This is a genomic window from Enterobacter sp. MGH120 (assembly GCF_001037725.1).
GTDB lineage: Bacteria > Pseudomonadota > Gammaproteobacteria > Enterobacterales > Enterobacteriaceae > Enterobacter > Enterobacter hormaechei_C.
The window spans coordinates 3,981,464-4,002,674 of sequence record NZ_KQ089940.1 but is presented as its reverse complement, the minus strand read 5'-3'; the positions used below and the strand labels follow the sequence as shown (position 1 = coordinate 4,002,674).

At 57.0% G+C, this 21,211-nt stretch carries 20 protein-coding genes; 16 read left to right on the top strand and 4 right to left on the bottom strand.

Features of this window, described 5'->3' with window-relative positions; genetic code table 11:
• Positions 1 to 71: 71 nt before the first annotated feature.
• The 4 genes from proY (at position 72) to SK54_RS18680 (ending at position 7,503) form a co-directional block, all read left to right on the top strand.
• Complete coding sequence (gene proY / locus SK54_RS18695; RefSeq protein WP_017383160.1) at positions 72 to 1,445, top strand: proline-specific permease ProY; 1,374 nt, start codon at positions 72 to 74, stop codon at positions 1,443 to 1,445.
• Positions 1,446 to 1,608: 163 nt separating this feature from the next.
• On the top strand, positions 1,609 to 3,426 hold the full coding sequence (malZ, locus tag SK54_RS18690; RefSeq protein WP_048247764.1) for a maltodextrin glucosidase: 1,818 nt from the start codon (positions 1,609 to 1,611) through the stop codon (positions 3,424 to 3,426).
• 91 nt (positions 3,427 to 3,517) lie between these two features.
• Positions 3,518 to 6,127, top strand: coding sequence for a DUF2339 domain-containing protein (locus SK54_RS18685; protein ID WP_048247762.1), 2,610 nt, complete (start codon positions 3,518 to 3,520; stop codon positions 6,125 to 6,127).
• A complete protein-coding gene (locus SK54_RS18680; RefSeq protein WP_048247760.1) occupies positions 6,124 to 7,503 on the top strand; it encodes a DUF3999 domain-containing protein in 1,380 nt (459 codons plus the stop codon). Before SK54_RS18685 ends, SK54_RS18680 begins: the two co-directional genes overlap by 4 nt.
• A gap of 49 nt (positions 7,504 to 7,552) precedes the next feature.
• Here the strand turns inward: SK54_RS18680 and SK54_RS18675 are convergent, their stop codons facing one another.
• Entirely contained in the window at positions 7,553 to 8,155 is a 603-nt protein-coding gene (locus tag SK54_RS18675; protein ID WP_003859113.1) for a peroxiredoxin C, read from the bottom strand.
• Positions 8,156 to 8,282: 127 nt separating this feature from the next.
• Complete coding sequence (gene acpH, locus SK54_RS18670; RefSeq protein WP_048247759.1) at positions 8,283 to 8,864, bottom strand: ACP phosphodiesterase; 582 nt, start codon at positions 8,862 to 8,864, stop codon at positions 8,283 to 8,285.
• A 92-nt stretch (positions 8,865 to 8,956) separates the two neighbouring features.
• On the opposite strand from acpH, the gene queA reads away from it, so the two are divergent.
• From queA to SK54_RS18635, 7 genes are all read left to right on the top strand, one after another.
• On the top strand, positions 8,957 to 10,027 hold the full coding sequence (queA, locus tag SK54_RS18665) for a tRNA preQ1(34) S-adenosylmethionine ribosyltransferase-isomerase QueA (RefSeq protein WP_048247758.1): 1,071 nt from the start codon (positions 8,957 to 8,959) through the stop codon (positions 10,025 to 10,027).
• A gap of 53 nt (positions 10,028 to 10,080) precedes the next feature.
• Positions 10,081 to 11,208, top strand: coding sequence for a tRNA guanosine(34) transglycosylase Tgt (gene tgt / locus SK54_RS18660; protein ID WP_015571303.1), 1,128 nt, complete (start codon positions 10,081 to 10,083; stop codon positions 11,206 to 11,208).
• A 22-nt stretch (positions 11,209 to 11,230) separates the two neighbouring features.
• Positions 11,231 to 11,563: a preprotein translocase subunit YajC gene (gene yajC, locus SK54_RS18655; protein ID WP_003859109.1), complete on the top strand. Its 333-nt coding sequence runs from the start codon at positions 11,231 to 11,233 to the stop codon at positions 11,561 to 11,563.
• Between the two features lie 27 nt (positions 11,564 to 11,590).
• Positions 11,591 to 13,438, top strand: coding sequence for a protein translocase subunit SecD (gene secD, locus SK54_RS18650; RefSeq protein WP_017383164.1), 1,848 nt, complete (start codon positions 11,591 to 11,593; stop codon positions 13,436 to 13,438).
• Positions 13,439 to 13,448: 10 nt separating this feature from the next.
• Positions 13,449 to 14,420: a protein translocase subunit SecF gene (secF, locus tag SK54_RS18645; protein ID WP_003859105.1), complete on the top strand. Its 972-nt coding sequence runs from the start codon at positions 13,449 to 13,451 to the stop codon at positions 14,418 to 14,420.
• A gap of 138 nt (positions 14,421 to 14,558) precedes the next feature.
• The gene (locus SK54_RS18640) at positions 14,559 to 14,924 is read left to right on the top strand and encodes a VOC family protein (protein ID WP_023303182.1); all 366 of its coding nucleotides are present in this window, start codon (positions 14,559 to 14,561) and stop codon (positions 14,922 to 14,924) included.
• Between the two features lie 10 nt (positions 14,925 to 14,934).
• Complete coding sequence (locus SK54_RS18635) at positions 14,935 to 15,615, top strand: helix-turn-helix transcriptional regulator (RefSeq protein WP_017694425.1); 681 nt, start codon at positions 14,935 to 14,937, stop codon at positions 15,613 to 15,615.
• Between the two features lie 88 nt (positions 15,616 to 15,703).
• Here SK54_RS18635 and SK54_RS18630 read toward each other — a convergent pair whose 3' ends face one another.
• A complete protein-coding gene (locus SK54_RS18630) occupies positions 15,704 to 16,588 on the bottom strand; it encodes a nucleoside-specific channel-forming protein Tsx (RefSeq protein WP_026094392.1) in 885 nt (294 codons plus the stop codon).
• Positions 16,589 to 16,856: 268 nt separating this feature from the next.
• Complete coding sequence (locus SK54_RS18625) at positions 16,857 to 17,396, bottom strand: SadB/YajI family lipoprotein (RefSeq protein ID WP_026094391.1); 540 nt, start codon at positions 17,394 to 17,396, stop codon at positions 16,857 to 16,859.
• A gap of 152 nt (positions 17,397 to 17,548) precedes the next feature.
• Between SK54_RS18625 and nrdR the strand changes: the two genes are divergently transcribed.
• The 5 genes from nrdR (at position 17,549) to thiL (ending at position 21,154) form a co-directional block, all read left to right on the top strand.
• Positions 17,549 to 17,998, top strand: coding sequence for a transcriptional regulator NrdR (gene nrdR, locus SK54_RS18620; RefSeq protein ID WP_003859099.1), 450 nt, complete (start codon positions 17,549 to 17,551; stop codon positions 17,996 to 17,998).
• 4 nt (positions 17,999 to 18,002) lie between these two features.
• Positions 18,003 to 19,106, top strand: a complete 1,104-nt coding sequence (gene ribD / locus SK54_RS18615; RefSeq protein WP_047731476.1) for a bifunctional diaminohydroxyphosphoribosylaminopyrimidine deaminase/5-amino-6-(5-phosphoribosylamino)uracil reductase RibD — start codon at positions 18,003 to 18,005, stop codon at positions 19,104 to 19,106.
• Between the two features lie 87 nt (positions 19,107 to 19,193).
• Positions 19,194 to 19,664 (top strand): 6,7-dimethyl-8-ribityllumazine synthase, encoded by a 471-nt coding sequence (gene ribE, locus SK54_RS18610; protein WP_003859098.1) that lies wholly within the window; start codon positions 19,194 to 19,196, stop codon positions 19,662 to 19,664.
• A 21-nt stretch (positions 19,665 to 19,685) separates the two neighbouring features.
• The gene (gene nusB, locus SK54_RS18605; protein ID WP_006809908.1) at positions 19,686 to 20,105 is read left to right on the top strand and encodes a transcription antitermination factor NusB; all 420 of its coding nucleotides are present in this window, start codon (positions 19,686 to 19,688) and stop codon (positions 20,103 to 20,105) included.
• A gap of 77 nt (positions 20,106 to 20,182) precedes the next feature.
• A complete protein-coding gene (gene thiL / locus SK54_RS18600) occupies positions 20,183 to 21,154 on the top strand; it encodes a thiamine-phosphate kinase (protein WP_032670500.1) in 972 nt (323 codons plus the stop codon).
• Positions 21,155 to 21,211: the final 57 nt, after the last annotated feature.

Genomic DNA, 21,211 nt, shown 5'->3' with positions numbered 1-21,211 from the left:
CAAATTGTTTAACCACGGGGCTTAAGGCCCCGTGGTTTTTTGTTTTTTTCGTGTTGAATGGCAAGATTTTAATGGAAAGCACTAACAAACTTAAACGTGGATTGAGCACCCGCCACATCCGCTTTATGGCGCTGGGCTCGGCTATCGGCACCGGTCTTTTTTATGGCTCGGCAGATGCCATCAAAATGGCCGGTCCAAGCGTTCTGCTGGCCTACATCATCGGCGGCGTGGCGGCCTATATCATCATGCGTGCGCTGGGGGAGATGTCGGTTCACAACCCGTCTGCCAGTTCCTTCTCCCGCTACGCACAAGAAAACTTAGGCCCGCTGGCCGGGTTTATCACCGGCTGGACCTACTGCTTCGAAATCCTGATTGTCGCCATTGCCGATGTGACGGCGTTTGGCATCTATATGGGGGTCTGGTTCCCCGCCGTGCCGCACTGGATCTGGGTACTGAGCGTGGTGCTGATCATCTGCGCCGTTAACCTGATGAGCGTGAAGGTGTTTGGCGAGCTGGAGTTCTGGTTCTCCTTCTTCAAGGTCGCGACCATTATCATCATGATCCTCGCCGGTTTCGGCATCATCATCTGGGGTATCGGCAACGGTGGGCAGCCAACCGGCATCCATAACCTGTGGAGCAACGGCGGCTTCTTCAGCAACGGCTGGCTCGGGATGGTCATGTCGCTCCAGATGGTCATGTTCGCCTATGGCGGTATTGAGATTATCGGCATCACCGCCGGGGAAGCGAAAGATCCGGAGAAGTCCATTCCGCGCGCCATCAACTCGGTGCCGATGCGTATCCTGGTGTTCTACGTGGGCACGTTGTTTGTGATTATGTCCATCTACCCGTGGAACCAGGTGGGCACCAACGGCAGCCCGTTTGTCCTGACTTTCCAGCATATGGGCATTGCGTTTGCCGCCAGCATTCTCAACTTTGTGGTACTGACCGCCTCGCTGTCGGCCATCAACAGTGACGTCTTCGGCGTGGGTCGTATGCTGCACGGCATGGCGGAGCAGGGCAGTGCGCCGAAGGTGTTTGCCAAAACATCGCGTCGCGGCACCCCGTGGGTAACGGTGCTGGTCATGACCGTGGCGCTGCTGTTCTCGGTTTACCTGAATTACATCATGCCGGAGAACGTCTTCCTGGTGATTGCGTCACTGGCGACCTTTGCGACGGTGTGGGTGTGGATCATGATCCTGCTGTCGCAGATTGCGTTCCGTCGCCGCCTGTCGCCAGAAGAGGCCAAAGCGCTGAAGTTTAAAGTGCCGGGCGGCGTGCCAACGACCATTGTCGGTCTCATCTTCCTGGTCTTCATCATTGGCCTGATTGGTTATCACCCGGATACCCGTATTTCCCTGTACGTGGGCTTCGCGTGGATCGTCCTGCTGCTGGTGGGCTGGATGTTTAAATGTCGCCGCGATCGTCAGCTGGCGGAAGCACAGTAAGGTAAAAATGCCGGGTGGCGCTGCGCTTACCCGGCCTACACTCCCTTTTGCCCTGGAAAAAATCTCCTCCTCCGTTCTCCTCCCCCAATAATCCCGAACACGATGAGCTATCTTTAATCACCCTGTGGCAAGGTGACGTCAATTTCATCAAAGGGGATTCGTGATGTTAAACGCCTGGCACCTTCCGGTTGCCCCATTTGTTAAGCAAAACAAAGACAACCTTGTGATTACGCTCTGGCTGGCAGGGGACAATCAGCCTGAACGTGTGACCCTGCGCGCCGAAGTGGATAACGAAGAAACGTCGCTGAAAATGCACAAAGTGCGCAGCCAGCCGCAGCCGGGCGTCACGGCGTGGCGGGCAAATATCGATTTGCGCAGCGGGCAGCCGCGTCGCCGCTACGGCTTCAAGCTGCTGTGGAACAACCGGCAGCTGTGGTTTACCCCGCAGGGCTTCAGCCGTTTTCCTCCGGCCCGGCTGGAGCAGTTTGCCGTGGATCACCCGGATAACGGCCCGCAGTGGGTTAACGATCAGGTCTTTTACCAGATTTTCCCGGACCGCTTTGCGCGCAGCGAAAAGCGCAACGCCGATCAGGACAAGGTTTATTACCATCATGCGGTCGGTCACGACATTATTCTGAAAAAATGGGACGAGCCGCTGACCGCCCAGGCGGGGGGATCGACCTTTTACGGCGGCGATCTCGACGGTATCAGCGAAAAACTGCCGTACCTGAAAACGCTCGGCGTGACGGCGCTGTACCTGAACCCGGTGTTTAAAGCGCCAAGCGTGCACAAATACGATACGCAGGACTACCGCCACGTTGACGAGCAGTTTGGCGGTGACGAGGCGCTGCTGCGGCTGCGGCACAACACGCAAAAAAAGGGTATGCGCCTGATCCTTGATGGCGTGTTCAATCACAGCGGTGATTCTCACGCGTGGTTTGACCGTCATAATCAGTCGATGAGCGGCGCATGCCATAATCCGGACTCACCGCAGCGTGACTGGTACAGTTTTGATGAGAATGGCCGCGCCCTGGACTGGCTGGGCTACCCGAGCCTGCCGAAGCTCGATTTCCAGTCGCCATCGCTGGTGAATGAGATCTACGGCGACGACGACAGCATCGTGCGCCACTGGCTGAAAGCGCCGTGGAACATGGACGGCTGGCGGCTGGACGTGGTGCATATGCTGGGTGAATCAGGCGGGGCGCGGAATAACCTTCAACATGTCGCCGCCATTACCCGGTCGGCAAAAGCGGCCCGGTCGGAAGCGTTCGTCTTCGGGGAGCACTTTGGCGACGCGCGTCAGTGGTTGCAGGCTGATGCAGAAGACGCGGCGATGAACTATCGCGGCTTCACCTTCCCGCTGTGGGGTTTCCTCGCTAACACCGATATCTCTTACGATCCGCAGCATATCGACGCCGAAACCTGCATGGCGTGGATGGAAAACTATCGCGCTGGCCTGTCGCATCAGCAGCAGCTGCGGATGTTTAACCAGCTCGACAGCCATGATACCGCGCGCTTTAAATCATTGCTGGGTAAAGATGTGGCGCGTCTGCCGCTGGCGGTGACCTGGCTCTTTACCTGGCCGGGCGTACCCTGCATCTACTATGGCGATGAAGTGGGGCTGGAGGGGAATAACGATCCGTTCTGCCGTAAAACCTTCCCGTGGGAGAGTGAAAAACAGGATCAGGATCTGCTCAGCCTGTACCAGCGTATGGCGACGCTGCGCAGGCAGAGTCAGGCCCTGCGCTACGGGGGCTGTCAGGTGATGTACGCCCACGATAACGTGGTGGTGTTTGTCCGCGTCTATAACCAGCAGCGTGTGCTGGTGGCGATCAACCGGGGCGAGGCGTGTGAAGTGGTGCTGGAAGATTCACCGCTGCTGGCCGGTAAAACGTGGAAGATCAAAGAGGGTAAAGCGACGTTCCAGGAGAGCGTGCTCACGCTGCCCGCGATTTCCGCTGCGGTCTGGTTCGGCAGCTAAGCGCAGGCAGAATGGTTTTCACCTTTTAAGATGGCGCAAATGCAACGATTTGTGTCAATCTTAGCGGATCGTTTACGGTGAAGGTGGAAACATGGACGAGCTTTACATCCTTGGCTGTTTGTTCCTGGTTTTTGCGCTGGTCGTGGCACCCGTGCTCGCGGTGATAGGTTTTAACCGAAGCACGGCGGCGCGGCAGGAGATCGCCCGGCTTCGCCAGCGCATTGAGGCGCTTGAGCAGCGCGGTGTCACTGAGAAAGCGCCGGAGCCGGTGCAGACCGCCGCGCCGGTGGAGACGCCAGCGTCGGTGGCAGAAGCCGTTACCCCACCTGTCGATCCCTGGCGTCCCGAACCGCCCGTCACTGAAGCAGAACCAGCGCTTGTACCGGCGGCAAAACGGCCTTCCGCCTTTGGCGGCATCCTGTCCTCGCTGACGCGCTGGTTTATGCAGGGCAATCCGCTGGCAAAACTGGGGATTGTACTGCTCTTCCTCGGCCTCTCTTTCCTGCTGCGCTATACCGTTGAACATTCACTGTTTCCGCTTGAGCTGCGTCTTGCCGCCACGGCGCTGTTTTCCATGGTTCTGCTGGCCGTTGGATGGCGGCTGCGGCACAGGCAGCGGAACTACGCGCTGATCCTCCAGGGCGGGGCGACCGGCGTGCTTTATCTGACCGTCTTTGGCGCATTCCGGCTGTGGCAAATGCTACCGATGACGCTGGCGTTTGCGCTGCTGGTGGTGATTTGCGCGGCGAGCGTCGGGCTGGCCGTGCTGCAAAAGGCGCTAAGCCTTGCCATGCTGGCGAGCCTCGGCGGATATCTTGCGCCGCTGCTCCTGTCTACCGGGGGCGGTAGCTTTGTGGCGCTGTTCTCCTTCTATCTCCTGTTATCCATCGGCATTCTCGCCATCAGCATCTGGCAGCACTGGCGCGAGCTCAACCTGCTCGGGCTGCTCTTCACGTTTGGCGTTGGCGGGGTATGGGGGCTGAGCGACTACCAGCCTGAAGACTATGCTATCTGTCAGCTGTTCCTGATTGCCAATACGCTTATTTTTGGCGTGTTTAGCGTGGCGCTGTCGCTGCGGGCGCAGGAAAAAGGCAAACAGATTATTGACGGTGCACTGCTGTTTGCTCCGCCGCTGATTGGTTTTGGGATGCAGTATGGCATGACGTCTCACTGGACGTACGGCCCTGCGCTCAGCGCGCTGGGCTATGGTTCGTTTTATCTCTCACTGGCGTTTCTCGCACTGCGACGCTATCCGTCTGTCGGGCGGCCACTGGTTATGGCGGCGCTGGCGATCGGCGGCGGGTTTGCCACGCTTGCCATTCCGCTGGCGCTTTCAGCGCGCTGGACGGCGATGGCCTGGGCGCTGGAAGGGCTGGGTATTCTCTGGCTGGGCGTGCAACAGCAGCAGCGGCGCATGAGCTATAGCGGGACGGCGCTGCTGGTGCTGGCGCTCGGCAGCGCGATATGGGCGCAAATGGACGGCGTCACCTCGTTGAGCCTGCTGCTTATTTTCGCAGTGCTCAGTCTTTGCTGGCTGGCTGCGGCCTGGCTGTGGCAGAAAATCGCACAGCCGGGCAGTTGGGCATTGCTGGCCGGTGGGCTGCTGTTCTGGTTAGTGGCGCAGCTGGGCGCATCTCAGCTGTTCCTGAAGCAGGAGTTATCGGTTCTGGCAGGCGTGCTGGCGCTGACGGCGGCGTCGGCCTGGGGATGGCGGCAGGCCGCCGCTCGTCTGGCGTGGCGGGAGCTGGATGCCAGCAAATGGCTGCTGTGGCCGGTGATGCTGCTGATGGTGCTGTATCAGATCTGGCAACAGCAAATCCTGGCGGCCGGCTGGGCAAATCTGGCCTGGGCTATTGCGCTGCCTGCCGCCCTGATGCTGCTGCGGCGCGACGAAGATAAACTTCTGCCGCGCATCTCAATGGGACTGCATCTGTCGCTGGTGTGGATGATTTTACTCGCCATAGCCGCCGAGCTTTACTGGTTTGCCCGCTCCCTGCCGTGGGGCATGGCGGCCTGGGGAAGCGGCATTGCGATGGCTGTTGGCGGTGGGGTGATTATGGCGCTCTCCGCGGCCGTACGGCGTCGCGGGTGGCCGTTCCGGGTATGGCCTGCGCTCTACGCCTGCCTTGCCGCGATCCCTGTGGTTGTGGCGCTGGTGGTATTGCTGGTCGTGACCAATTTGCAGGACGGTGTGGTCTATCAACAGACATGGCTGCCGCTGGTGAACCCGCTTGAGGAAGGGGCGGCGTTCGCGCTGCTGGGGTTGGTGGTGTTTTATCGGGAAGTGGATCGCTACTATCCGGCATCGCTTGCGCAGTCCCGTCCGTGGCCCGCCGTTGTGCTGATGGCCCTGGGTTTCTGGTGGCTTAACGGCGCATTGCTGCGCGCGCTGGCGTGGTACGGCGAGGTGGCCTGGAATTGGGAGTCGTTGTGGCATTCGCGGCTTATCCAGACCACTTTTGCCCTGTTCTGGATGTTGTGCGCGCTGGTGGTCATGATCCGCGCCACCCGTCACGCCTCCCGTCAGCAGTGGCTTGGCGGTGCGGCGCTACTGGGGGTGGTCATGCTCAAACTGATGCTGGTGGACAGCGCGGGCGGTGGCGGCCTGGCGCGCGCCGTCGCGTTTATTGGCGTGGCGATCCTGGTCCTGATTGTGGGCTATTTCTCGCCGCTACCGCCTAAAGCAGGAGAAGAAAAATGAAATGGATGAACGCGGTTGTTTGTGCGGCACTGCTGGCCGTGGCCGGTCCGGCATTCAGCGAGGGCGCGCCAGCGGAATCCCCGCGGGATTATGCCTATGGCCTGTCCCTTGATACCTCTGCCTCTTCGCCGTGGTATCGGGTCATGCTGCCGCTGGCGGTTTATCAGCAGAGCACATCGCCCGATCTGCGCGACGTGCGCGTGTTTAATCAGTCGGGCGAGCCGGTACCGTTCAGCCTGGTTACCACGACGCGTCCGCAGCCGGCACCGACCACCACGGCGCTGCGCCTCTTTGCGCTTAACGCCTCGCCGGGCGGAGAAGAGGACAGCGGCGATAAAATTATGCTACGGGCCAGAAACGGCGTGGAAATTGTGCTGGAAGGGCAACACGCGGCGGCTGCCGGACAGCACTATCTGCTGACCCTGCCGGAAAACGCGACGGAGGTTCCGCTCTCTCAGCTCCAGCTTTTCTGGGACACGCCGCAGGGCTCGTGGCAGGGGACGGCATCGGTCTATTACAGCGAGGATCTGAAAAACTGGTATACCCTGCGCGAAGAGATGCCCCTGCTGGACGTGATGAGTGGACAGGATCGCCTGAAGCTCGACCGCATCGATACCGATCTGGTGTTATCGCCTGAGGCGAATCGTTATCTGCTGCTGGTGCTGAACACGGGGCGTTCTGCCCTGACGTTAACCGGCGTCAACGCGATTAACGCGACTGAACAGCCGGAATCTGAGCACATTAGCCTGGCGGGAGAGGGGGAGCGGTTATCCGAAAGCGAAGCCGTGTGGCGCTGGAAACATCCGCAGCCTCTGAGTGCGATCGGCTTCATGCTGAATGGCGACGGTGTTCTCCCGGCAGAAATAGCCTGGCGGGAGGCGGATAAGGATCGGTGGCATACGCTGAAAAAAGAGGTGATCTACCAGCTCGGCGGCAAAACGTCTGAACCTGTTCCGCTCCCTGGCGGGCTGGTCGAGACGGTAAAAATCAAGACCCTCAATGCGCGTTTGCCTGAGAACCTGCCTGGCGTGACCGGGCAACGCGTGCGCTACGATCTGGTGTTTAACGCGCAGGGGAAGGGGCCGTACCTGCTCGCGTGGGGGAACGGGGCTGCGAAACCGGCGAGCGTGGAGACGGATATGCTGATCCCGACCGAACTGCGTAAAACCTACGATCTGGCAGCCCTGCCGATGGCGGATACGCTGGAACCTGTCCCGCTGGGTGGCGAGGCGCGTTTAACCGCGACGTCTGCGGCTGAGCAGGAAAGCAGAATGAAAACGCTGATGGTCTGGGGCGTACTGATTGCGGGGGTGATGGTGCTTGCGGGTATGGCATGGCGCATCTGGCGCGAGGTAAAAAAAGACGGCGCAGCATAAGCCATAAAAAAACCCGCGTATTCGCGGGTTTTTTGGTAAACCGTGCCGATTACAGGCTGGATACGTTCTCAGACAGGTATTTAGCTACGCCGTCTGGGGAAGCCGCCATACCTTCTTTACCTTTTTCCCACTGAGCCGGGCACACTTCACCGTGCTCTTCGTGGAACTGGAGCGCGTCAACCATGCGCAGCATTTCGTCGATGTTACGACCCAGCGGCAGATCGTTCACAACCTGGTGACGAACGATGCCGTTCGCGTCGATCAGGAAAGAACCACGCAGTGCAACGCCAGCGTCCGGATGTTCGATACCGTAAGCCTGCTGGATTTCGCGTTTGATGTCCGCAACCATCGCGTATTTCACTGCACCGATGCCGCCGTTTTCGACAGGGGTGTTACGCCATGCGTTGTGTACAAATTCAGAGTCGAAGGAGACGCCAACCACTTCCACGCCACGCTTCTGGAATTCTTCGTAACGTTTGTCGAACGCGATCAGCTCAGACGGGCAAACGAAAGTGAAGTCCATTGGCCAGAAGAACAGAACGGTCGCTTTACCGTTGGTGTGCTGTTTGAAGTTGAAGTTTTCAACGATTTCACCATTGCCCAGAACGGCGGCAGCTGTAAAATCCGGAGCCGGACGAGTTACCAGAACCATATGATTCTCCTGTAGATACTAAGGTTATTTGGAACGCAACGCGGGCCAGTATAGAGGCAGTACGGGAATAAGACAAAGAGGTGGTAACAATCGTTCCACCAGCTTTTACCTATCAATCGAACCGACTTCACAGTTCTTTATTTTTCGCCTGCGTCATCATACGCGGGTAGAACTGCCAGAAGCGGGTTTCCAGCGCATCATAATGTTCATCCAGGTCATGCCATGAGTCGCGCAGCGCGTCCAGACGCGGTCGACGGCTCGCCATGCCGTTCAGGACGTTCTGAATGAAATCCATCTCGCGGTATCGCTCCAGCCAGCGTTCAGACCAGAGATAGTTATTCAGATTCACAAAGCGCGGCGGGGAGTCCGGCAAAATGATCGACACCTGCGCGTGGGCGTAGCGCACAAACTCAGGCAGCGACATATCAGGCGACAGCCGGGACCAGTGGCCCGACAGGAAATGATCCCACATGACGTCGAGCGTGATCGGCGCCACGCGTCGGGTTTCGGGGCGGAACCAGGCTTTGGCTTCCGTCACTTCCGGCAGGTTATCGGTCAGCACGTCGATGCGGCGGTGCATAAAAATCCCGTCGACAACCTCAGGGGAGTACGCTTCCGCGGGGTTGCCGCGTACAAAATCGGCCAGCAAATTGCCGGAGAGGGAGCTGTCCGCGAGATGAGCGAGATGCAGATGAGCGAGAAAATTCATGCGTTTTCGTTGTCCGGTGGCGGCTAGTTGTTGCAGCAAAAGGGTGTGAGCACTAGACTATGCCGCCTGTTTTTAAGTCACGAGTATACGTCATGCGCGTCGCCGATTTCTCCTTTGAACTACCTGAATCCCTGATTGCTCACTACCCCATGCCTGAGCGTAGCAGCTGTCGCTTGCTGTCACTGGACGGGCCAACGGGCGCGCTGACGCACGGTACTTTCACCGATCTGCTCGACAAGCTCAACCCTGGCGATCTGCTGGTCTTTAACAATACCCGCGTGATCCCGGCGCGTCTGTTTGGCCGTAAAGCCAGCGGCGGTAAGATTGAGGTGCTGGTCGAACGTATGCTCGATGATAAACGTATTCTGGCACATATTCGCGCCTCTAAAGCGCCGAAGCCGGGCGCTGAACTGCTGCTGGGGGATGACGAGAGCATCAAAGCGACCATGACCGCGCGTCACGATGCGCTATTTGAAGTGGAATTCAACGACGAGCGCACGGTGCTCGATATCCTCAACGCCTTCGGCCACATGCCGCTGCCGCCGTATATTGAGCGCCCGGACGAAGAGGCCGACCGCGAGCTGTATCAGACCGTCTACAGCCAGAAGCCTGGCGCGGTGGCGGCGCCAACGGCGGGCCTGCACTTTGATGAACCGCTGCTGGAAAAGCTGCGCGCGAAAGGCATTGAGATGGCGTTCGTGACGCTGCACGTCGGCGCGGGGACCTTCCAGCCGGTGCGCGTGGACAGCATCGAAGACCACATCATGCACTCTGAGTATGCCGAAGTGCCACAGGAGGTTGTGGATGCGGTGCTGGCGGCGAAAGCGCGCGGTAATCGCGTCGTGGCCGTCGGTACAACGTCGGTACGTTCCCTTGAGAGCGCTGCGCAGGCCGCGAAAAGCGAGCTGATTGAGCCGTTCTTTGGCGATACGCAGATCTTTATCTACCCGGGCTATCAGTACAAAGTCATTGATGCGCTGGTGACCAACTTCCATCTGCCTGAATCGACGCTGATTATGCTGGTTTCCGCGTTTGCGGGGTATCAGCATACGATGAACGCCTACAAGTCTGCGGTAGAACAAAAATATCGCTTTTTTAGCTACGGTGACGCGATGTTTATCACGTACAATCCGCAGGCTTTGAATGAGCGTGTCGGGGAATAAGTCCGCGGCACCGTATTACAACGTTGGACTGTTTTTCTGACGTCGGAGAAAAAATGAAATTTGAACTCGATACCACCGATGGCCGCGCGCGTCGCGGTCGTCTGGTGTTTGATCGCGGCGTGGTAGAAACCCCCGCGTTTATGCCTGTGGGCACGTACGGCACCGTAAAAGGAATGACGCCGGAAGAAGTTGAAGCCACTGGCGCACAGATTATCCTCGGCAACACCTTCCACCTGTGGCTGCGTCCGGGTCAGGAGATCATGAAGCTCCACGGCGACCTGCACGATTTCATGCAGTGGAAAGGCCCGATCCTCACCGACTCCGGCGGTTTCCAGGTCTTCAGCCTGGGCGATATCCGTAAGATCACTGAGCAGGGCGTACACTTCCGTAACCCGATCAACGGCGATCCAATCTTCCTCGATCCGGAAAAATCCATGGAGATTCAGTACGATCTCGGCTCCGATATCGTAATGATCTTCGACGAATGTACGCCATACCCGGCGGACTGGGACTACGCCAAGCGTTCCATGGAGATGTCCCTGCGTTGGGCGAAGCGTAGCCGCGACCGTTTTGACGCCCTGCAAAACAAAAATGCGCTGTTCGGCATTATTCAGGGCAGCGTTTACGAAGATTTACGCGATATCTCGGTTAAAGGTCTGGTAGAGATAGGCTTTGATGGCTACGCTGTCGGCGGTTTGGCTGTGGGTGAGCCGAAGGAAGACATGCACCGCATTCTGGAGCATGTCTGCCCGCAAATCCCGGCGGATAAACCACGATACCTGATGGGTGTGGGTAAACCAGAAGATCTGGTGGAAGGCGTACGTCGCGGCATTGATATGTTCGACTGCGTTATGCCAACCCGAAACGCGCGTAACGGTCATTTGTTCGTTACCGATGGCGTGGTGAAAATCCGTAACGCGAAGCATAAGAGTGACACCAGCCCGCTCGATTCCGAGTGCGATTGCTATACCTGTCGCAATTATTCTCGCGCGTATCTGCATCATCTCGATCGTTGCAACGAGATTTTGGGGGCGCGTCTCAATACCATTCATAATCTTCGTTATTATCAGCGCTTAATGGCTGGTTTACGTAAGGCTATCGAAGAGGGTAAATTAGAGAGCTTCGTGACCGATTTCTACCAACGTCAGGGGCGGGATGTTCCACCGTTGAACGTTGATTAATTTTAATAATGAGGGAATTTGAATGAGCTTTTTTATTTCTGATGCGGTAGCAGCAACGGGTGCACCAGCGCAGGGCAGCCCGATGTCTCTGATTCTGATGCTGGTTGTGTTCGGTCTGATCTTCTACTTCATGATCCTGCGTCCACAGCAGAAGCGTACTAAAGAGCACAAAAACCTGATGAACTCCATCGCGAAGGGCGATGAAGTCCTGACCAATGGTGGCCTGGTGGGTCGCGTAACCAAAGTAGCGGAAAACGGCTACATTGCTATCGCCCTCAACGACACCACTGAAGTGGTTATCAAACGTGACTTCGTAGCTGCCGTTCTGCCGAAAGGCACCATGAAGGCGCTGTAATCCCAACTTTTCCCAAAGGGAACTGCCGTGTTAAACCGTTATCCTTTGTGGAAGTACATCATGCTGGTCGTCGTGATTATCGTCGGCCTGCTGTACGCGCTTCCCAACCTGTATGGTGAGGATCCGGCCGTTCAAATCACTGGCGCGCGCGGTGTCGCCGCCAGTGAGCAAACGCTGATCCAGGTCCAGAAAACGTTACAAGAAGAAAAAATTACCGCTAAGTCTGTGGCACTGGAAGAGGGCGCAATTCTTGCTCGCTTCGACACCACCGACACGCAGCTCCGCGCACGTGAAGCGCTGATGGGCGTGCTGGGTGATAAGTATGTCGTGGCGCTTAACCTTGCTCCTGCAACCCCACGCTGGCTGGCTGCGCTGAACGCAGAGCCAATGAAACTGGGTCTTGACCTGCGTGGCGGCGTTCACTTCCTGATGGAAGTGGATATGGATACCGCGCTCGGCAAGCTACAGGAACAGAATATCGACAGCCTGCGCAGCGATCTGCGCGATAAGGGCATTCCGTACACCACCGTACGTAAAGAAGATAACTACGGCCTGAGCATCACGTTCCGCGACAGCGCGGCACGCGATCAGGCTGTGACGTATCTGTCTCAGCGTCACCGCGATCTGGTGATCACCTCTCAGGGCAGCAACCAGCTGCGTGCGGTAATGACCGACGCGCGTCTGAGTGAAGCACGTGAATACGCCGTTCAGCAGAACATTAACATTCTGCGTAACCGTGTAAACCAGCTGGGCGTGGCTGAGCCACTGGTACAGCGTCAGGGTGCTGACCGTATCGTGGTCGAACTGCCGGGTATCCAGGATACCGCCCGTGCGAAAGAGATTCTGGGCGCGACTGCGACCCTGGAGTTCCGTCTGGTTAACTCCAATGTCGACCAGGCTGCTGCGGCTTCAGGCCGTGTGCCGGGCGATTCTGAAGTGAAACAGACCCGCGAAGGCCAGCCTGTTGTGCTGTACAAACGCGTGATCCTGACCGGTGACCATATCACCGACTCCACTTCAAGCCAGGATGAGTACAACCAGCCGCAGGTTAACATCTCGCTGGATAGCGCAGGCGGCAACATCATGTCTAACTTCACCAAGGACAACATCGGCAAGCCGATGGCGACCCTGTTCGTGGAGTACAAAGACAGCGGTAAGAAAGACGCCAATGGCCGTGCCGTGCTGGTGAAAGAGGAAGAGGTGATTAACATCGCCAACATCCAGTCTCGTCTGGGTAACAGCTTCCGTATTACCGGTATCAGCAACCCGAACGAAGCGCGTCAGCTCTCTCTGCTGCTGCGTGCCGGTGCGCTGATTGCGCCAATTCAGATTGTTGAAGAACGTACCATCGGTCCAACCCTGGGTATGCAGAACATCAAACAGGGTCTGGAAGCGTGTCTGGCCGGTCTGGCGGTGTCCATCATCTTCATGATCTTCTTCTATAAGAAGTTCGGCCTGATTGCGACCTCCGCGCTGATTGCCAACCTGGTGCTAATCATCGGTATCATGTCCCTGCTGCCGGGGGCGACGCTGACCATGCCGGGGATTGCGGGTATCGTTCTAACCCTTGCGGTGGCGGTCGACGCCAACGTATTGATAAACGAACGTATCAAAGAAGAGCTGAGCAACGGTCGTTCTGTACAGCAGGCGATTGAAGAAGGCTACAAAGGGGCGTTCAGCTCCATCTTCGATGCGAACGTAACAACACTGATTAAGGTTCTTATCCTGTATGCAGTGGGTACTGGCGCGATCAAAGGCTTTGCGATTACTACCGGTATCGGTGTCGCAACGTCGATGTTTACCGCTATTGTCGGCACCCGTGCCATCGTGAACCTGCTGTACGGCGGCAAGCGCGTCAAAAAGCTGTCTATCTGAGGAGTGCGTTGTGGCACAGGAATATACTGTTGAACAATTGAACCACGGCCGTAAAGTCTGGGACTTTATGCGCTGGGACTACTGGGCCTTCGGCATTTCAGGTTTTCTGCTGATCTTGTCCATCGTCATTATGGGCGTGAAAGGCTTTAACTGGGGTCTGGATTTCACCGGTGGTACGGTGATCGAAATTACCCTGGAAAAACCGGTCGATATGGACCAGATGCGTGAGTCTCTGCAAAAAGCGGGCTTTGAAGAGCCGCTGCTACAGAACTTCGGCAGCAGCCGCGACATCATGGTGCGTATGCCGCCGGTACACGATGCCAACGGCAGCCAGGAGCTGGGCAGCAAGGTCGTCCAGGTTATTAACGAAACGACCAGCCAGGATGCAACGGTTAAGCGTATTGAGTTTGTCGGCCCGAGCGTTGGTGCTGACCTGGCGCAGACCGGTGCGATGGCGCTGCTGGTGGCGCTGATCTCGATCCTGATTTACGTCGGTTTCCGCTTTGAGTGGCGACTGGCGGCAGGCGTGGTTATCGCCCTGGCGCACGACGTGGTGATCACCATGGGCATACTGTCTCTGTTCCACATTGAGATTGACCTGACGATTGTGGCATCCCTGATGTCCGTTATCGGTTACTCACTGAACGACAGTATCGTGGTATCTGACCGTATTCGTGAAAACTTCCGTAAGATCCGTCGCGGCACGCCGTACGAAATCTTTAACGTGTCGTTGACCCAGACGCTGCACCGTACGTTGATCACCTCCGGCACCACCCTGATGGTGATCCTGATGCTGTTCCTGTTCGGTGGCCCGGTGCTGGAAGGCTTCTCGCTGACCATGCTGATCGGTGTGTCTATCGGTACGGCCTCGTCTATCTACGTCGCGTCCGCACTGGCGCTGAAGCTGGGCATGAAGCGCGAGCATCTGATCCAGCAGAAAGTCGAGAAAGAAGGGGCGGATCAGCCGTCCATTCTGCCGTAAGAGTCTTATGTAGTATCGAAATCCCGGCCTGTTGGCCGGGATTTTTTTTGTCTGCATCTCACAAACACTCCTGACAGTATGCTGTCAGGAGCCCTGTCGTAGACTCCTTCTGAACCCTAACAACAGGCAGGAGGACGTATGAAAAGTGTTATTAACTGGTTTGAAATTCCGGTCGCCGATATGGATCGCGCCATCAAATTTTATGAGTCGGTGATGCAGGTCGCGCTGCGGCGCGAGAAGATGGACGTGGCTGATCTGGCGATTTTCCCGCACGAGGATCCGGCCACCGGCGGCGCGCTGGCGAAATTTGACGGCGTTACACCGTCTTCGCAGGGCGCTATTATTTACCTGCATACTGACAATCTGGCGGCCACGCTCGATCGTATTGCTTCTGCGGGCGGTGAGTGCGTGTTTGGCCCGCTGGAACTGCCGCAAGACATTGGCACTATAGCCCTGTTTACCGACAGCGAAGGTAATCGCGTCGGCCTCCATCAACCGGTATGAGAGTAAACCGATGACCCGACGCGCTGACCGTTTGTTCCAGATTGTGCAGATCCTTCGGGGCAGGCGTCTGACAACGGCAGCGCATCTGGCGGAAAGGCTTGGCGTGTCCGAGCGCACGGTGTACCGCGATATCCGCGACCTGTCGCTCTCCGGCGTGCCGGTGGAAGGCGAGGCGGGAAGCGGATATCGGCTGATGTCGGGTTTTGATTTACCCCCGCTGATGCTGACCAACAAAGAGTCCGAGGCGCTGATGGTGGCGATTCGCCTGCTCAAAACCTGGGGCGGGGAATCGCTGTCGCGCGAGCTGGAGTCGGCCCAGGAAAAAGTGCTGGCGATCCTGCCAGAAGAGAGCCGCCGCAAAGCTGAGCAGACGCGGATTTACGCGCCGGATATTGCCCTTCAGCCACATTCCCGTAGTGGTTTCGACGTGATCCATCAGGCGATTTCCGCCCAGCGCGTGCTGGCACTGCATTATCGTGATGAGGCTGGGCAGCTCTCAAAGCGCGAGGTTCAGCCGCTGGGCTTGTTCTTCTGGGGAGAGCGCTGGCTGCTGGCGGCGTGGTGTGAACGGCGCGATGACTATCGCTGTTTCCGGCTCGACCGATGCCTCAATATTGTGCAGACGGAGAGGCGGTTTAGCGAAAGTGCGGACAGGTCATTGGCAGATTTTTTGCGCAAGGTGAGGCAGTAAAAAGCCGGGTGGCGGCTACGCCTTACCCGGCCTACATTCGGATCGTAGGCCCGGTAAGCGTAGCGCCACCGGGCGGAATCCGCACTGATTAGAAGTTGTAACCCACGACCAGGTAACCACCCCAACCGGTAGAGCGAACGCTGAAGTCGCCGTTGCCAAAGTTCAGGCTGGCGTCGTCGTTCCACTGGCCACCGTTGTGCCAGTAACGCGCAACAACAGAGTAGTGCCAGTGATCGTAGTTCAGCGCCAGGATGTGGCTGGACGCGATGGAGTCGTTAGTGCGCGCTTTTCTGCCGTTCAGGTCGCGGAAATCGTTATCGCCCAGGTCTGAACCCCAGTCAAAGTTGGTGAAGCCGATATAGCTCAGGTTGCCGCCCCACAGTTGGGTAATTGGCACGAAGTATTTCACTTTGAAACGGTAGCCGTCCCACTCGTTCTCGTTCGCGGCGCCGTAGTTCTGCCACTGGTATTTTGCGTAGACGTTCATGGACAGGCTCATCGGCAGGCCAGTATCAATGTCTGTACCCAGACCCATGTACCAGGTGCTCTGGCGACCGGACTTGTTGCGACCCATGTCGTAGATGTAGTTGTTTGCGAAATACCACTCTTTGAACGGACCAAACGCCAGACTGGTACCGGTCAGTTTATCAATGGAGAAGCGGGGTTCGATCTCCATGAACAGTGGGGAACCGTGGTTCCAGATACCTTTCGCGTCGGTATTACCGCCGAAGAATACCGGTGCGTCCATGTAGCCATAGAAATCAAACCAGTCTTTTTTAGCGAATGCTTCGTACTCGAGGTAGGTATCGTTACGGATCTGCGGTCCGAAACGGGTATGGTAGCTGCCTACAACGTTAACGCTCTGATGCCACCAGTCGGAAAGGTATTGTGGTTTGTCGTTTTCCGCTGCGTTAACAGTGAAAGAGGTGGAGAGTGCCAGAACTGCACCGGCTGCGAATAATGTTTTTTTCATAATCATGCCACTGATTGAAATTCCCTTCCGGGAGTGAAAAATGCGCGAATTGCGTTTCTAAATATTTCGTATTTCTGCGGAGCCTATTATAGGAATCCTTGCTCACAAAAATATGTGTTGTTTCACATATCTCTCACATACGTAATCGATTGCGTTCACGTTTGCGTACTTTAGACGGGCGGGATTGTAGCGGCAATCATTTATGTTGCCAATCCATACGAAATGTAAATGTTAGCGGAGTGACATTTCGCTCCGCTAGAAGGGCGGGTTATTGCGCGGCGGGTTGAATGTCGTGAATACGGATAAAGCCCAGCTGTTCTGGGGTCAGTCCGCTCAGCTGGAGCGGGATATCAACATCGCTCGGCGCCAGCGTGCTGGCGGGGGCGGTGAAGAGCTGATTCTTCACGTTCACTTCCTGATAGCTCTCCGTGGTGCCCTGAATCTGGCCCCACTCTACGGTGCCGCTGAACGCGGGAAGCGGATCGTTGGACTCACCCTGAATGCGTAATGTTGCGCGAGTACCATCGGCATTCGCTGCAACATTCACCACAGACATCTTTAGCATGCCAATCTGGCTGTTCAGACGCGCGGGCGTGTTTGCACCTGGCAATAAATAAACGCCATTGCTGGATTTGGCATTCAGCGCGTTCTGCTGGGTGATCTTCACGGTTTCTTTGTTAAGTTTGTCCATCGCCACGTTAAGCGTATTCACGCTTTGTTTCATCTCGCGGACTTCGCTTTGCTGTGCGCAGGCGCTGAGCGTGAACAGGCTCCCCACCAGCACTATTTTCAGGTAACGTCTTGTCATTGCGTTTAATTCCTTGAAATCACAGATTGCTGCAATGGTAGACAGGATAGTGCCGTCAGGTATAGATCCTTTGTCTCAAAAAGCTCTTCCTTTGTTGTCGGGCCAGTTCAGGGTAAAATAGAAATCAGTTAACCAGATAACAGGGACATCGTATGCATTGCCCATTTTGCTCCGCTGTGGATACCAAAGTCATCGACTCACGTCTTGTAGGCGAAGGGTCTTCCGTGCGTCGTCGTCGGCAGTGTCTGGTGTGCAACGAGCGTTTTACCACCTTCGAGGTGGCAGAGCTGGTAATGCCGCGCGTGGTAAAAAGTAACGATGTGCGCGAACCGTTCAATGAAGAGAAACTGCGTAGCGGGATGCTCAAGGCGCTGGAAAAACGGCCCGTCAGCTCCGATGACGTCGAAATGGCGTTAAACCATATTAAATCTTATCTGCGGGGGTTAGGTGAGCGCGAAGTGCCGAGCAAAATGATCGGCAATCTGGTGATGGAACAGCTGAAAAAGCTCGATAAAGTCGCCTATATCCGCTTTGCCTCCGTTTACCGCAGCTTCGAAGACATCAAAGAGTTTGGCGAAGAGATCGCCCGCTTACAGGATTAAGCCCATGCACGACGAGATGTACATGGCGCGAGCTATGAAGCTGGCGCAGCGCGGTCGGTTTACCACTCACCCTAATCCCAATGTCGGGTGCGTCATTGTTAAAGATGGCGAGATTGTGGGGGAAGGTTTTCACTACCGCGCAGGCGAGCCGCATGCCGAAGTGCATGCCCTGCGCATGGCGGGTGAGAAAGCGCGTGGCGCAACGGCTTATGTGACGCTGGAGCCATGCAGCCATCACGGGCGCACGCCGCCATGCTGTGAAGCGCTGATCGCAGCGGGCGTCTCGCGCGTTGTCGCCGCCATGCAGGATCCTAACCCGCAGGTGGCGGGGCGCGGGCTGTATCGTCTGCAACAGGAAGGTATCGACGTCAGCCACGGCCTGATGATGCAGGATGCGGAAGCCCTGAATAAAGGCTTCCTGAAGCGCATGCGCACCGGCTTCCCGTTTATCCAGCTTAAGCTTGGCGCGTCACTGGATGGCCGCACGGCGATGGCGAACGGCGAGAGCCAGTGGATCACCTCGCCGCAGGCAAGGCGCGATGTGCAACGTCTGCGCGCACAAAGCCATGCTATTCTCACCAGCAGTGAAACGGTACTGGCTGACGATCCGGCCATGACCGTGCGCTGGGAAGAGCTGAATGCGGATACCCAGGCGCTCTATCCTCAGGAGAACCTGCGTCAGCCGCTGCGCATTATTATTGATAGCCAGAACCGCGTGACGCCGGAGCACCGCATCGTGCAGCAGCCGGGTGAAACCTGGATTGCCCGCACCAAAGAAGATACGCGCGAATGGCCGCAAGGTGTGCGCAGTATTATGGTGCCGGAACATAACGGGCATCTGGATCTGGTGGTGCTGATGATGCTGCTCGGCAAACAGCAGGTCAACAGCATCTGGGTTGAAGCTGGCCCGACGCTTGCCGGCGCGCTGCTTCAGGCGGGGCTGGTGGATGAGCTTCTCGTCTACGTTGCGCCTAAACTGTTAGGTAACGACGCGCGCGGCCTGTTTGTGCTGCCCGGCCTTGAAAAACTGGCCGATGCGCCGCAACTCTCATTCAGCGAGATTCGTCCGGTAGGCCCGGATGTCTGCCTCCATTTAACGACAGCGTAATTGCTCCTGAAATAGGGAAGCAGTGCGCAAAGTATTATGATAAAATCCGCCCCCCTGCGGGGCCAAATGAACCCGTAAAGGAAGAGTATGAACATTATTGAAGCTGCTGTAGCTACCCCGGACGCTCGCGTCGCCATCACCATTGCGCGTTTCAACAACTTCATCAACGATAGCCTGCTGGAAGGTGCGGTTGACGCCCTGAAACGTATCGGCCAGGTTAAAGATGACAACATTACCGTCGTTTGGGTACCAGGTGCTTACGAACTGCCACTGGCAGCGGGCGCGCTGGCGAAAACCGGTAAATACGACGCGGTGATTGCGCTGGGTACCGTTATTCGTGGCGGCACTGCGCACTTCGAATACGTTGCGGGCGGTGCAAGCAACGGTCTGGCACACGTTGCACAGGATGCTGAAATCCCTGTCGCGTTCGGCGTGCTGACCACCGAAAGTATTGAACAAGCCATCGAACGTGCTGGCACTAAAGCCGGTAACAAAGGTGCAGAAGCTGCACTGACCGCGCTTGAAATGATCAATGTATTGAAAGCCATCAAGGCCTGATTTTTTTGTAAGGGGAATTCCGTGAAACCTGCTGCTCGTCGCCGCGCCCGTGAATGTGCCGTCCAGGCACTTTACTCCTGGCAGTTGTCCCAGAACGACATCGCTGATGTTGAATACCAGTTCCTGTCAGAACAGGACGTGAAAGACGTTGACGTTCTGTACTTCCGTGAACTGCTGTCGGGAGTGGCGACTAATAGCGCGTATCTCGATGGTCTGATGAAGCCATACCTGTCCCGTCTGCTCGAAGAGCTGGGCCAGGTCGAAAAAGCAGTGTTGCGTATCGCGCTGTTTGAGCTGTCTAAACGTGATGATGTGCCGTACAAAGTGGCCATCAACGAAGCGATCGAACTGGCGAAAACCTTCGGCGCTGAAGACAGCCACAAGTTTGTTAACGGCGTGCTGGATAAAGCCGCACCTGCGATCCGTCCCCACAAAAAGTGATCCGCAAACCGGAGTCTGCATTGCCTTTTTGGCAGTGCGGCTCCGGTTTTTTTATTTAATTTGCTGAGGCATAACGTATGGCATGCGGCGAATTCTCCCTGATTGCCCGTTATTTCGACCGTGTCAGAACCTCTCGTCTTGATGTTGAAACCGGCATTGGCGATGACTGCGCACTTCTCAATATTCCCGAAAAACAGACGCTGGCAATCAGCACCGACACCTTAGTGTGTGGGCGTCATTTCCTGCCGGATATCGATCCTGCCGATCTGGCGTATAAAGCGCTGGCGGTGAACGTCAGCGATCTGGCGGCAATGGGCGCCGACCCGGCCTGGCTGACGCTGGCTCTGACCCTGCCGGAGGTGAATGAAGCCTGGCTTGAAGCCTTCAGCGATGCCCTGTTTGAACAGCTGAATTATTACGATATGCAGCTGATTGGCGGTGATACCACCGCCGGTCCGCTGTCCATGACCCTGGCAATCCACGGCTATGTGCCTGCCGGGCGCGCGCTGAAGCGCTCGGGTGCAAAACCAGGCGACTGGCTCTACGTGACCGGTACGCCGGGCGACAGCGCGGCAGGGCTGGCGATCCTTCAGAACCGTTTAACGGTTGAAGATGCTGACGATGCGGCGTATCTGGTGAAGCGCCATCTGCGGCCAACGCCGCGTATTCTGCATGGTCAGGCGCTGCGCGAGCGGGCCAGTTCGGCTATCGATTTGTCTGACGGGCTGATCTCCGATCTCGGCCATATCCTGAAGGCCAGCGGCGTGGGCGCACGCGTTGACCTGGATCTGTTCCCGCTGTCGGAGCAACTGCTTCGCCATGTCGAACCTGAACAGGCGCTGCGCTGGGCGTTATCCGGTGGAGAAGATTATGAGCTGTGCTTCACCGTGCCTGAGCTGAATCGCGGGACGCTGGATGTGGCGCTAGCGCATCTGGGGGCGAAATTTACCTGCATCGGGCAGGTGATGCCGGAAAGTGAAGGGTTGCTGTTTGTCCGCGACGGCGCCCCGGTTACGCTTGACTGGAAAGGGTACGATCACTTTGGGTGAGTGTTTTGCCGGGTGGCGGCTTCGCCTTACCCGGCCTACGATCGCACTTTATTTGTA